The 12,921-nt window shown below is 29.7% G+C and carries 19 protein-coding genes; 10 read left to right on the forward strand and 9 right to left on the reverse strand.

What is annotated here, in order from left to right; genetic code table 11:
- The first annotated feature begins 72 nt into the window (after positions 1-72).
- A complete protein-coding gene (locus ACVC2P_RS12620) occupies positions 73-849 on the forward strand; it encodes a tRNA pseudouridine synthase A (RefSeq protein ID WP_452598825.1) in 777 nt (258 codons plus the stop codon).
- Between the two features lie 44 nt (positions 850-893).
- Positions 894-1,577 (forward strand): DUF2461 domain-containing protein, encoded by a 684-nt coding sequence (locus ACVC2P_RS12625; protein WP_452598826.1) that lies wholly within the window; start codon positions 894-896, stop codon positions 1,575-1,577.
- Between the two features lie 76 nt (positions 1,578-1,653).
- Here the strand turns inward: ACVC2P_RS12625 and ACVC2P_RS12630 are convergent, their stop codons facing one another.
- On the reverse strand, positions 1,654-2,499 hold the full coding sequence (locus ACVC2P_RS12630) for an AraC family transcriptional regulator (protein WP_452598827.1): 846 nt from the start codon (positions 2,497-2,499) through the stop codon (positions 1,654-1,656).
- 98 nt (positions 2,500-2,597) lie between these two features.
- On the opposite strand from ACVC2P_RS12630, the gene ACVC2P_RS12635 reads away from it, so the two are divergent.
- The 5 genes from ACVC2P_RS12635 (at position 2,598) to ACVC2P_RS12655 (ending at position 6,194) form a co-directional block, all read left to right on the forward strand.
- The gene (locus ACVC2P_RS12635) at positions 2,598-3,575 is read left to right on the forward strand and encodes a polysaccharide deacetylase family protein (protein ID WP_452598828.1); all 978 of its coding nucleotides are present in this window, start codon (positions 2,598-2,600) and stop codon (positions 3,573-3,575) included.
- Positions 3,576-3,791: 216 nt separating this feature from the next.
- Positions 3,792-4,220 carry a DoxX family protein gene (locus tag ACVC2P_RS12640; RefSeq protein WP_452598829.1) on the forward strand — a complete coding sequence of 143 codons (429 nt, stop codon included), beginning with the start codon at positions 3,792-3,794 and terminating at the stop codon, positions 4,218-4,220.
- Positions 4,204-4,584, forward strand: a complete 381-nt coding sequence (locus tag ACVC2P_RS12645; protein WP_452598830.1) for a hypothetical protein — start codon at positions 4,204-4,206, stop codon at positions 4,582-4,584. Before ACVC2P_RS12640 ends, ACVC2P_RS12645 begins: the two co-directional genes overlap by 17 nt.
- 3 nt (positions 4,585-4,587) lie before the next feature.
- A complete protein-coding gene (locus ACVC2P_RS12650; RefSeq protein WP_452598831.1) occupies positions 4,588-5,085 on the forward strand; it encodes a DUF1097 domain-containing protein in 498 nt (165 codons plus the stop codon).
- 2 nt (positions 5,086-5,087) lie between these two features.
- Positions 5,088-6,194, forward strand: coding sequence for an alkene reductase (locus ACVC2P_RS12655; protein ID WP_452598832.1), 1,107 nt, complete (start codon positions 5,088-5,090; stop codon positions 6,192-6,194).
- Here ACVC2P_RS12655 and ACVC2P_RS12660 read toward each other — a convergent pair.
- A complete protein-coding gene (locus tag ACVC2P_RS12660; RefSeq protein ID WP_452598833.1) occupies positions 6,173-6,517 on the reverse strand; it encodes a winged helix-turn-helix transcriptional regulator in 345 nt (114 codons plus the stop codon). The two genes, ACVC2P_RS12655 and ACVC2P_RS12660, sit on opposite strands and share 22 nt — an antisense overlap.
- A gap of 107 nt (positions 6,518-6,624) precedes the next feature.
- Between ACVC2P_RS12660 and ACVC2P_RS12665 the strand changes: the two genes are divergently transcribed.
- The gene (locus ACVC2P_RS12665) at positions 6,625-7,224 is read left to right on the forward strand and encodes an NAD(P)H-dependent oxidoreductase (RefSeq protein ID WP_452598834.1); all 600 of its coding nucleotides are present in this window, start codon (positions 6,625-6,627) and stop codon (positions 7,222-7,224) included.
- Between the two features lie 12 nt (positions 7,225-7,236).
- The gene (locus ACVC2P_RS12670; protein WP_452598835.1) at positions 7,237-7,527 is read left to right on the forward strand and encodes a putative quinol monooxygenase; all 291 of its coding nucleotides are present in this window, start codon (positions 7,237-7,239) and stop codon (positions 7,525-7,527) included.
- Positions 7,528-7,571: 44 nt separating this feature from the next.
- Here ACVC2P_RS12670 and ACVC2P_RS12675 read toward each other — a convergent pair whose 3' ends face one another.
- The 3 genes from ACVC2P_RS12675 to ACVC2P_RS12685 are packed head-to-tail and all read right to left on the reverse strand — an operon-like array spanning position 7,572 to position 9,416.
- Positions 7,572-8,000 (reverse strand): DUF4268 domain-containing protein, encoded by a 429-nt coding sequence (locus ACVC2P_RS12675; protein ID WP_452598836.1) that lies wholly within the window; start codon positions 7,998-8,000, stop codon positions 7,572-7,574.
- 9 nt (positions 8,001-8,009) lie between these two features.
- Positions 8,010-8,681: a ZIP family metal transporter gene (locus ACVC2P_RS12680; protein ID WP_452598837.1), complete on the reverse strand. Its 672-nt coding sequence runs from the start codon at positions 8,679-8,681 to the stop codon at positions 8,010-8,012.
- A gap of 3 nt (positions 8,682-8,684) precedes the next feature.
- The gene (locus ACVC2P_RS12685) at positions 8,685-9,416 is read right to left on the reverse strand and encodes a class I SAM-dependent methyltransferase (RefSeq protein WP_452598838.1); all 732 of its coding nucleotides are present in this window, start codon (positions 9,414-9,416) and stop codon (positions 8,685-8,687) included.
- Positions 9,417-9,507: 91 nt separating this feature from the next.
- Between ACVC2P_RS12685 and ACVC2P_RS12690 the strand changes: the two genes are divergently transcribed.
- Positions 9,508-10,668, forward strand: a complete 1,161-nt coding sequence (locus tag ACVC2P_RS12690) for a THUMP domain-containing class I SAM-dependent RNA methyltransferase (RefSeq protein ID WP_452598839.1) — start codon at positions 9,508-9,510, stop codon at positions 10,666-10,668.
- A 73-nt stretch (positions 10,669-10,741) separates the two neighbouring features.
- Here the strand turns inward: ACVC2P_RS12690 and ACVC2P_RS12695 are convergent, their stop codons facing one another.
- The 4 genes from ACVC2P_RS12695 to ACVC2P_RS12710 form a co-directional block, all read right to left on the reverse strand.
- Positions 10,742-11,080, reverse strand: coding sequence for a DUF4870 domain-containing protein (locus ACVC2P_RS12695; protein WP_452598840.1), 339 nt, complete (start codon positions 11,078-11,080; stop codon positions 10,742-10,744).
- Positions 11,081-11,179: 99 nt separating this feature from the next.
- Positions 11,180-11,872: a nitroreductase family protein gene (locus ACVC2P_RS12700; protein ID WP_452598841.1), complete on the reverse strand. Its 693-nt coding sequence runs from the start codon at positions 11,870-11,872 to the stop codon at positions 11,180-11,182.
- A 210-nt stretch (positions 11,873-12,082) separates the two neighbouring features.
- A complete protein-coding gene (locus ACVC2P_RS12705) occupies positions 12,083-12,463 on the reverse strand; it encodes a VOC family protein (RefSeq protein WP_452598842.1) in 381 nt (126 codons plus the stop codon).
- Between the two features lie 50 nt (positions 12,464-12,513).
- Positions 12,514-12,921, reverse strand: a 408-nt coding sequence (locus ACVC2P_RS12710) for a DUF6691 family protein (RefSeq protein ID WP_452598843.1), incomplete at its 5' end; no start/stop codon positions are given.

Genomic DNA, 12,921 nt, shown 5'->3' on the forward strand with positions numbered 1-12,921 from the left:
GCTCTACAATGTATAAAATTTTTGTTAAATCTCATATTATCGATTACTTTCGAAGCTATTAAATAAACTATTTTGAATAAGTATTTCTACGTTATAAATATCCAATATCTAGGCTATCGTTTTCATGGTTGGCAAAAGCAACCTAATTTAAAGACACTGCATTTAATGGTAGATAGAACCTTAAATTATATTCTTGAAAAACAATACTTTAAAACCTTAGTTTCTGGTAGAACAGATGCAATGGTTTCTGCAGAAAATGCCGCTTTCGAGTTATTTTTAAAAGCACCTATTGAAGATTTTGATGCCTTTTTAGAGTTGTTTAATTATAATTTACCGCAAGACATTCGTGCCTTAAGTATACGAGAAGTTGATGCAAAGTTTAATATTATAAAACACTCTAAAGTTAAAGAATACATTTATATGTTTGCTTTTGGCGGTAAATTTCATCCCTTTTGTGCGCCAATTATGACAACAATTTTAGACGATTTAGATATAGAGCTTATGGCTGAAGGCGCAAAGTTGTTTGAAGGCGAACATTACTTTAAAAACTATTGCTATAAACCAACAGATAACGGTATATATAACAGAACCATTTTAAGTTGCGAATTAGTTAAAAACACAAAGTATACAGCAAATTTTTTTCCCGAACACAGCTATTTACTAAAAGTAAAAGGCAAAGGCTTTATGCGTAATCAAATACGTTTAATGATGGGAATTCTAATAGAGTTAGGGCAAGGTAAACGTACACTAGAAGATATAAAAGCAAGTTTAAAAGAAGACTATTCTGGACATATCTATTATATAGCCCCAGCATCGGGATTAATATTAAATAACATTGCATTTGAATAAGGCTAAAAGCTTTTGTAAATTTAAAATCTAAAACTTAGTTTATAATGAGTACTACTGTAGATAAAAACGTGTTTCCTTTTTTTAAAAAATTAGAAAAAAACAATAATAGAGACTGGTTTAATGAAAATAAACCAGAATTTAAAGCACTTGAAAGCAATATAAAAGTATTCTATAACGCTATTTTAGAACGTTTAAATGTACATGACGAAATAGATAAATTAAAGCTTTTTAGAATTTATAGAGACGTTCGGTTTTCTAAAAACAAACTACCATATAAAACCCATTTTGGAGGAGCTTTCCACAGAACAAAACCAAGACTTAGAGGCGGTTATTATTTGCACTTACAACCCAATAATGAGAGTTTTATTGCTACTGGGTTTTGGGAACCTGCTAAAGAAGATTTATTACGCATTCGTAAAGAGTTTGAAATGGACGACCAAGAGATACGAGATATTATAAACAATAAAACGTTTAAAAGTATTTGGGGAGAGTTTGTTGGAGAAGAAGTAAAAACGGCACCTAAAGGATTTAGTAAAGAGCATCCAGCTATAGACTTAATAAAAAAGAAACAATTTATTTTTACTAGGAAATTTACAGATAAAGACGTTTTAGCTTCAGATTTTTTAGATAAGGTAGATGATGCTTTTAAAGCTATTAGACCCTATTTTGATTATATGAGTGATGTATTAACTACAGATTTAAATGGAGTCTCTATGTTAGAAGATTAGATTTTAAAATAGGATATACAGAAACTAAAAATGTAATTATTTATTACCAGAAATAGAATAATAGCAAATTAATTCATTAACGGCATTCACTGGGGTTTTTACCTACATATTTTTTAAATGTTTTATTAAAATGACTAGAATCTACAAAACCTGTTTTTTCTGAAATTTCAGAAATAGTTAAATTGGTTTGCTTTAATAAACGCTCTGCCATTTTTACTTTGGTTTGAATAACATATTGTTGTATAGATATACCAATGTGTTTTTTTATAAAGATACTAACATAATTTGGAGACATGTAAAAGGCTTTAGCAATAGACTGTATTTTAATTCTTTCTTTATCAAGAACATGCTGCCTAACATAAGTTAAAATAGTATCAATTTTTTCTTTATCAGAAACCTGAGGATTGTGTAACGTTTTAGTACTAGATTTTAAATTCCTTGAAATAATAATAAGTAAAGCTCCAAATAACTCTATTAGCACGGCTCTATTGTAAACTAAAGAAGTTTCAATTTCGTGTTTAATTAATTCGTATAAATTAAATAATTGTTTTCTATCAGAATCATAAGCAACGATGCTTTCAGGTATAATATTAGAATAGAAAATAACAGTTTCTAGGTTTTTCCTCCAATGCTTACTTGAAGCTACATTTGCTTTTTCTAAAAATAGTTGTTCAGTAAATTTTATAATCCCAAAAATAGTAGCCTCAACAACTACAAATTCGTGTTCGTCTTTTGGTGTTAAAAAAAATATATCCCCTTCCTTATATTCAATAGTACTCTCGTTTAGTTTATGCCAACCTCTTCCTTTTATAATAAAAGTCAGTTCAAAAAAATGATGCTTATGTCTAGGGTATCCCCAGTTGTTAACCGCTTCAAATTGAAGTACATCTAAGTTTTTAGTAATATAAAATCGTTTTGACACTCTAAATGATATATTTATACAAATATACAATGTATTTATACAACATTAATACTTGTGTTCTCTTCTACCTTTGTCTTAATAAATTAGAATAAGAAATTATGAAAGCAACAATAACAGCAGTCCTCATTGTAGTATGTTTATTTGGTCTGTACTCATGTAAAGAAAAAAGTAAAGGAGCCATTCAAGCAAAACATAAAGAACAAGAAGCACCTTCAGGAAAGTATTGGCCAAATGGAGCTCAACTAGTCATTTCATTTTCTATGCAGTTTGAAACAGGAGGACAACCAGAAGGGGCAGAAAGCCCATTTTCAGGAAATCCATTACCAAAAGGAAATCCAGATTTACCAGCAGAAAGTTGGTTTCGTTATGGAGCAAAAGAAGGGGTTTACAGAATGTTAAACCTATGGAGCAAACACAATATAAAAGTTACTTCTCATATTGTAGGAGAAGCAGCAATAAAATACCCAGAAGTTGCTAAAGCAATAAGTAATGAAGGCCATGAAATAGCAGCACACGGAATAGCATGGAACGATCAATGGAATTTATCTTACGCAGACGAATTAGCATTTGTTAAAAAAGGAATAGATACAGTAGAAGCAATTACAGGGCATAGGGGTGTTGGCTACAATAGTAACTGGTTACGAAGAAGCCCAAATACACTAAAAGTATTACAAGAACTTAATTTTCTTTATCATATAGATGATTTAAGTAGAGACGAACCATTTATAACCAAAGTAAGAGGAAAAAACTTTGTTGTTATGCCATACACTTTACGAAATAACGATATCGTAAATATAGCTGGTAAAAATTGGAGTCCAGACCAATTTATGGCTCAACTAAAAACAGAGTTTAATCAATTATATCAAGAAGGAGCTACTAAAAGAAGAATGATGAGTATAAGCCTGCATGATAGAATAGGAGGTGGCCCAGCCATTGTAAATGTAGTAGACCAATTTATACAATATGCCAAACAACATGAAGGAGTCGTATTTATGCGTAAAGACGAAATTGCGAAAATGATAAAAGATGACCCTAATACACCTATAGATAATTCAGAAATAGACTACAACAAATAAGAGCTTTAGTATATTAATTATTAGAGTTTTAATTAAATTATTTAAACCTTATTAAAAGAATAGTAAAATAAAAACCATTATCAAATTAGTAATAATTACAATAGTAATCATTGGTAATGCTCAAAATAATCTTCCATTTCAATTAGGGAAAGATTGGGAACTTACTGGATTTAAAAACCCAGAAAGTGTTTTTTTTAGATTTTAAAAAACTAAAAAATGAATAAGAGACAAGAACAAATAGCATTTCTATTATTGCGTATAACAATAGGAGTAAACTTTCTAGGGCATGGCTTGGCACGTTTCTCTAAACTAGAAGTATTTAAAGAGTGGATGGTAACTAGCTTTAAAAACAGCATAATCCCAACTCCATTAGTAGCAATATGGGGAAGTATATTACCCTTTTTAGAGTTTGGAGTTGGATTGTTATTAATTATAGGATTATTTACATACAGAGCAAGTATTACAGGAGCATTAGTAATTATCATGTTGCTTTTAGGCTCTACATTAATTGAAAAATGGGATTGGGCAGGAATGCAAATGATTTATGCTCTATTCTTTTATATATTAATAAACCATATCAATAAAAATTACTATTCAATTGACACTATAATCTACTCTAACAATGAAAATGAAAATAATAAATAAAAGCGGTAATTGGAGTGCCTTGTGGACAACAGATTTGAAAAAATCCTTAAATGAAAACTTAAAAAATGAAACCGTTGGAGAACACTTATTATTAGAAAACGATTTTATAAAAGTTTGGAGTATACATTTGCCAGCAGGACAATCGTTACCCTTTCATAAACACAATAAACCTTATTTCTATACAGTAAAAAATGAAGGTAAATCAAGATCCTATTATGCAGATGGAGCAATAATAGAAACAGAATATGAAAAAGATGATATTAAGTATTTTAATAATTTAAACACTACCAATTTTTTTACTCATAATTTAGAAAATATTGGAAATACAACATTAATATTTACAACAGTAGAATTTAAAAAATAGACAATGAAGTATAAAAACGCAATCTTACACGCACTTTTAGTCGGGCTAATATCTGCCTTTGCAATATTGGTTTCAGGTGTATTAGCTGTAAAAGCATGGGTTGTATTTTTTGGTTGGGCAAATTACTTTTTGCACGCATGCAATATGAAAAAATCCTTTAAAATGTTACTGGCCTTTTTTGTGGGGATTTTTATTGCTCTTATTGGAACTTATGCCATTGCTTACTTAAACACAATGGCACCAGCACAAACCGAATTATATGTAACAGCCTTTGTTGTTTTTTGGGTAGCAACAATTTTAATATTCCTTGAAATTATAGAAGATTGGGGAGAATTTGTACCAGCAACATTTTTGGGAACAGTTCTATTTTTTGCATCAGGAGTAACGTTTACAACCATAATACCCGAACTATTAGTTCCTCTACTTATAGGAATATTTGCAGGATTTACAACCATATTTAGTCGAGAAAAATTAAACTTATTATTAAATAAAAGACAATAAAAATGAAAAATACATTATTTACACCATATAACATGGAAGGGATTTCATTAAAAAATCGTTTTTTAATGGCGCCAATGACACGATCAAGAGCATCACAACCAGGAGATATCCCTAATGCATTAATGGCAGAATATTACGGGCAAAGAGCATCGGCAGGACTTATTATTACAGAAGCAACACAAATATCACTTCAAGGAAAAGGTTACTCTAAAACACCCGGAATTTACACTAAAGAGCAAATTGAAGGATGGAAACTAATAACAAATGAAGTACATAAAAAAGGAAGCAAAATATTTTTGCAATTATGGCATGTAGGTAGAGTATCTAGTTCTAAAGTAAATGGATTACAACCAATAGGACCCTCTGCAAAAATAGCGAAAGAAACTAAAGTTTATATTTTTGATGGAGCACCCAATGGAGATGCCACTTTTGTACCAGTTGAGACACCCAAAGCGATGCAAAATGAAGATATTGCACAAGTTATTGAAGAATTTAGAATTGGTGCTAAAAATGCTATAGAAGCTGGGTTTGATGGTGTAGAAATTCATGGAGCAAATGGCTATTTAATAGATCAGTTTTTAAGAAGTAACTCTAATTTTAGAGTAGATGACTATGGTGGAAGTAAAGAAAATAGAGTTAGACTATTAACAGAAATAACTAAAGCAGTAGTAAATGAAATAGGCTCAGAAAAAACAGGTGTTCGTTTATCTCCATTTATAAGTTTTAAAGATATGAATGATCCCGAAATTTTAGAGACTATTGAGTTAGCCACAAAAAAAATGGAAGATATAGGAATTACCTACATTCATTTATGTGAGGCAGACTGGGATGATGCTCCCCAAATACCTCTTAGTTTTAGACATCAACTACGAGATACATTTAGTAAAACAATAATTGCAACAGGAAATAAAACACCAAAAGAAGCTAATGAATTGCTGGGCGATAACTTGGTAGATTTAGTTGGTTTTGGTAGACATTTTTTAACAAACCCAGATTATCCTACACGTGTTAAACTTAATGCACCATTAAATAAAATTACAGATAACCATACACTATTTGGAGGTGGTACGGCAAAAGGTTATACAGACTATCCTTTTTTAGAAGCATAATTTTCAATTACAAAATCGCCCCAATTAGCTATCGATTTAATTAATGGAATAAGAGTTTTACCAAAGTCGGTTAACGAATATTCTACTTTTAAAGGAGGTTTAGTAGTATACACTGTACGTTGTATAATATTATCCTCCTCTAAAGCTTTTAATTGTAAACTTAGCGTGCGCTCTGTAACCGTTGGTATTTTTTTTCTTAATTCATTATAACGTAAAGTATCACTTAATAAATGATATAAAATTACAGTTTTCCATTTTCCTCCAATAATACCCATTGTTAAACTTGCGCAGCATGGATATTCTTTTCCGTTATAAGTATGCATAAATTAAAGTTAAAATTATACTATCCTTTTAGACCGTTATTGCAAAGATAAAATACTATACTTAGTTTTGCAACTATAAAAAGTATAGTAATTAAAAAATATTTAAAATGAGTTTTATAGAATTAATGAATAAGCGTTATACTACAAAAAAGTATAATAATGTAAAGAAAATAACAGAAGCAGATAAAAAAGCTTTAAAAGAAACTTTAAGGTTAAGTCCGTCATCTATAAATAGTCAACCATGGAAATTTACATTTGTATCAGATAAAGATATTAGGTACAAACTGTCTGAAGTATCGTGGTTAAATAAAGGTAAAGTGCAAGACTGTGATACAGTTGTTGTATTTAACAGAATTAATGACTTAGCTTTATTTGAAGAGCAAATAGAACGCGAATTACCAAAAGGAGCAGTAGACTATTATAAAGAATTTATAAAACCAATGCCCGAAGCACAAATAAAAGCATGGTTTGATAGACAAGTGTATTTAGCCTTAGGTATTTTTTTAAGTGCTTGCGCAGAAATGGGAATAGATTCTACACCAATGGAAGGCATAGAGCCAGAGAACTACAATAAAATACTAAAAAACAAAAACTATACTACAATAGTTGCTGTAGCTATAGGGTATAGAGACGAAGAGGATAGTAATCAACCTCATAAAAAAGCAAAATCTAGAATAGATATCGATAAAATAATAGAAACGATTTAAAAGTTTAAGCATATGAGTAAACTAACAATTGTAGCGAAAATTTTAGCTAAAGCAGATAAACGAGAGTTAGTAAAAAGAGAACTATTAAAGTTAATAGACTTAACTAAAGCAGAAGAAGGCTGTATAAACTACGATTTACACCAAGATAATGAAAATGAAAATTTATTTTTATTTTATGAAAATTGGAAAAATAAAGCGCTTTGGCAAAAACATATGAATAATGTGCATTTAGCCGAATATGTTATAGCAACGGAAGGAGCAGTTGAAGATTTTGTACTTAATGAAATGACACAAATAGAATAGTAACTATTAGCAAGACATAAAGATATTATTAAAGGCAAGATAATTTAGTCTTTAATAATATCTTTATACGTTTCAAAGAAGGCTTCGAAAGCACTCATTTTCTCATTAAAAAACTCCATAACCATTTGCCAAGAGTTTTTATTATGAATAGAAACTTTTTGATCTATATATAAATGAATTCTAGAAATTTCTTTACCATTATCCAAATAATATTCTTCTTCAAAAATGGCATCGGGTAAATAATCATTTAAAAGTATATTTTGCAGAGATTGTAGCTTCTCCCAATATTTAATTCTATTTTCTAAATCATCTTCTAAATCTAAAAATACAGCAGCAGTTTTATTATCAAAATGAAATTTAAAGCTAAAACCTTTAATTTTTGTATTATATAAAATCCATTTTCTTGGGAAAGACTTTCCAAAGCTTGTCCAAAAAAGTTGTCGTATTTGTCTTGATTCTTCCTTAGAGAACATAAGTTTTAATTAAATATAGTAAGCAATAACTACAGCAGAAACAATAGTTAATAGTTTTGTAATATTAAATTTATGACCTTCGTTACTTTCAAATAAAATAGTTGTAGAAATGTGAAGGAAAATTCCGATTACTATAGCAGAAATTTCCATAAAATAAGTCTGTATAAACTTAAAATTGGCCGATAAAAACATACCAAAAGGAGTCATTAGTGCAAATAATAATAAAAATAATAAAGCACTAATTCTGCTTAATTTTGAGGCTAACAAAAATGTAGCTAAAATAATAGCTACAGGTAGTTTATGTATAATAACACCATACATTAAGTTGTGGTGTGTTTCTATGGGGATACCCTCTAAAACACTATGTATACTTAAACTAATAAATAATAACCAAGGAAAATTTGTTGCATTTTTATCTAAATGTACATGGCCATGTTCTGCGCCTTTAGAGAAAAACTCTAAAATAATTTGTAGCAAAATACCAATCATTATAAATAAACCTACATGTTTACTATCATGATGATACACTTCTGGTAAAAAGTGAAATACGGTAATAGATAATAAAAAAGCACCACTAAATGCTAGTAATAATTTGAGGTTTTTGTTTTGTTTAGGTTTTAAAAGCCAAACAATTAAAAAACCCAATACTACAGAAATAATAGGAAGTATAATTGTAAGCATTCGCTATTTAAAAATAAGGATTAAACGTTCGGACGATTTTTTATCAAATTTACGTAATTTATAATCACCGAAAATATCTATTAAATGTATGCCCGCTTGTTCAAAATACGCTTCAAAATCTGCTAAAGTTAACGCTTTAACGCGTTCTTGAAATTGATAGGCTTTATCCTTATAAGTAAACGAAATATCTTTTACTATAAACCCATCAATAACAGAGCGTTTTTGGTGAAAATCTATACCATCAACAGTTTTTATATTTTCAGGTACTAAATTATCTATAACATAATCACTATTCATAAAATCAATAACGCCAAAACCAGTTTCGTTTAAATTAGTTTTTATAGCTTTTATAGTGTTTAAATTATCCTCAGGATTGTCAAAATAACCAAAACTTGTAAAAAGGTTAAAAACAGCATCAAACTCCTCATTAAACGGTTTGGTCATGTTATGAACCTTAAAATTTAAAGTTTCATTCTCAAATTGTTTAGCATGAGCAATACTATTTTCAGATAAATCCACACCAGTTACGTTAAAACCTAGTTTATTTAAATGAATGGAATGTCTACCTTTTCCGCAGGCTAAATCTAAAATTTTACCATGCTCAGGAATGTTTAAATATTCGGTAAGATTAAACATAAAGGCTTCAGCTTCTGTATAATCTCTATCTTTATATAATATGTGGTAAAACGGGGTATCAAACCAAGAGGCATACCATGTTGTTTCGTTTTCTGTCATAATTTTTCTCATGAAAATGAGAATCTGGTTTTACTTAATAGTCAGTTTCGTGCAAAAATACTCTATTTTTGCAATCTATTAGACGAAAATAATGGAAGAAAATTTCAGAATGGTAGCCAAAACCTTATTTGGCTTTGAAGAGTTATTATCTAAAGAGTTAACACAACTAGGTGCACGTGAAGTAAAAATTGGTGTACGTAATGTTAGTTTTGTTGGAGACAAAGGGTTTATGTACAAAGCTAATTTAGCATTACGTACTGCTACAAAAATATTAAAACCAATACATACATTTCGCGTTAGAAATGAAAAAGACTTATACAATCAAGTTTATAAAATGGATTGGAGTAAATACATGAAGCCTTCTGGTAGTATTGCGGTAGATTCTACTTTAAACTCTAAAGTTTTTACGCACTCGTTGTATATTTCTCAAAAAACAAAAGATGCTATTGTAGACAAGTTTAGAGATACAACAGGAGAACGCCCAAATGTAGATTTAAAGTTTCCAGATTTAAAGATAAATGTACATATAGATAGAGAAACGTGTAATATTTCTTTAGACGCATCTGGAGACTCGTTACATAAAAGAGGTTATAAAATGGCTACTAATATTGCGCCAATTAATGAAGTTTTGGCTGCAGGGTTAATAATGCTATCGGGTTGGGATGGGCAATCGGATTTTATGGATCCTATGTGTGGTAGTGGTACCATGCTAGCCGAAGCAGCTATGATAGCTTGTAATATTCCTCCAAACTTAATGCGTAAAGAATTTGCTTTTGAGCGTTGGCAAGATTGGGATGTAGATTTATTTGAAAAAATTGAAGAATCTTTATTAAACAAAACAAGAGATTTTCATTATAAAATTTTTGGTTTCGATAAATCGCCAAGTGCTGTTACAAAAGCAAAAGACAATATTAAAAATGCACATTTAGAAGAGTTTATTACTATTAAACATGAGGATTTCTTTAAAACTCAAAAAGGAGGCGATAGAAAACTTCACATGGTGTTTAACCCACCCTATGGAGAACGTTTAGACATTGAAATGGAAACATTTTATAAGCAAATAGGAGATACCCTGAAGCAAAATTACCCAAACACTGATGCTTGGTTTATTACCTCTAATATAGAATCTATTAAACATGTTGGTTTAAGGCCTTCTCGAAAAATACATTTAAAGAATGCAAAATTAGAATCTCGTTTTTTAAAATATGAAATTTATGCTGGTAGTAAGAAAGGGAAGTATATAAAAAAATAATACAAAACTACAGAATACCAAAAGCGCTCACTTTATAGTGAGCGCTTTTTTTATCTCGAAAATTTTAAACTAACTAACTAATAAGATTAAGAGATAAAGGATATGATGGGGTTTCTCCATTACTAGCTTTAATGGCATTAATAATAGGAAATATAACTGCTACTATACCTAAAATGATTAGTCCTAAAGCACCTAATCCAAATAATAAAATTAGTGGCACACATACTATGGCATAAATAATTAAACTTAATTGAAAATTAATAATGCTTTTGCCATGGCTATCCATTTGGTAAACACGTTCTTTTTGAGTAATCCACAGTATTAATGGTAAGATTAAACTACCAAATCCTGTTAATAAAGTTACTAATTGACTTAAATGGGTAATTACTAATAATTGTTTGTCTTCTTTCATTGCGTTGTGATTTTTTTGATTGATACTTATATGACGCACAATCTTTTAAAACGTTACAATATCTATTGAAAAAAAATAAAAAGGATGTGTTAAGGCCTATTATTCGTAAAAAACGGTGACTTCCTCCAATGCTTTTCTTTTTAAATCGGGGACAAAAGTGGGAAGTTTTGGATATCCAACAGGAAGCAATAAAAAAGCCCTTTCGTTTGAAGGTCTATTTAAAATTTTTGTTAAAAAATTCATTGGGCTAGGGGTATGTGTTAATGTTACTAAACCAGCATCATGAATTGCAGAAATTAACATACCACAAGCAATTCCTATAGATTCATTTACGTAATAATTATTATGCTTTTCTCCGTTTGCTCCAAGTTCATACACTTTTTTAAAAGCTATAATTAACCATGGCGCAATCTCTAAAAAAGGTTTGTGCATATCTGTTGCTAGAGGTGCTAGATCTCTTTTCCAGCGTTCACTCATTCTGTTCTCGTAACTTTCTTTTTCTTCAATTTCTGCTTCTTTTCTAATTTGTGTTTTTAATAAAGGATTAGAGATAGCACAGAATGTCCAAGGTTGTTTGTGAGCTCCAGATGGAGCAGTAGAAGCACTTTTTATTAAATTTTCTATAACTTGTTTTGGTACTGGCGTATCTGAAAAATCTCTTACAGATCTTCTTTTATCTAACCAGTCATGAAAAGCTTTACTTTTTTCTATTAATATATTTTCTGAAAATACCTCTGTATTATAAGAAACATGTTTATATCCATTAATTATTATATAATCTGTAGATTCCATAATATATCTTTTATTTAAGTTTTGTTAGCTACTTACTTAAGATATAGTTAATTAAAAGGTATATGCTTGTATAGACTTTATAATCGATGTGTTAAGTAGCGTTTATATAGTTAGTTATATGTAACTAATTTAATAAATAAAAACTAAATGGATATCTGTAAAAGTTAGGCTAGTATAGCTGCATTAACCATTAAATAGACTAGTGGTGATTTATATATAATTACTTAATTCTATTAAGTTCATGTCTGGGTCTCTTAGATATATTGATTTTATTCTTCCAAGAGTTCCTGTTCTTTCTACTACACCTTCTACAATTTTAACTCCTTTATTTTCAATCTCTAGTTTTACGAGTTCAATTTTTGTTAAAACAATAAAACATAAGTCACTAGACCCACAGGTTGGAAAATTAGCTTTTGGCATAAATTCTTTACCTTTTTCGTGAAGGTTTATTTTCTGGTTTCCAAAAGTTAGGGCTTTTCTATCTGTACCAAAGGTTACAGCTTTCATGCCTAAAATTTCAGTATAGAATTTAATTGTCTCTTCAATATTTTTTACAGTTAAAACAATATGGTCTATGTGGTCAATTGTCATATTAATACTTTTTAAGTATGCGCAATTAAAAAAAGATAATGGATTACTGTTTAATGAGGTAACTTCTTTTTTAGTAAGCCATAAACAAAAGTACCTAAAAGTGCTCCAAATATTAAAACCAGAATACTAACAAAACCAGAACCTAATAATACATACATAGGTCCAGGGCATGCTCCGGCTAGAGCCCAGCCTAGTCCAAAAAGAATACCTCCAGAAATATAACGTACAAATCCTTTTTCTTTTGGAGCGATAACAATAGCCTTTCCATTAATGTCTTTTGTTTGTGATGCTTTAAAATATTTTACCACTAAAATGCCTAGTACAATTGCAGAGCCGATAATACCATACATGTGAAAGCTTTTAAACTGGAACATTTCGTAAATACGAAACCAAGATGCTACTTCCGATTTAATAAATAAAATGCCTAAAAATAATCCTATACTAAAAAAATATAATAC

It is taken from the genome of Pontimicrobium sp. MEBiC01747, assembly GCF_053601635.1.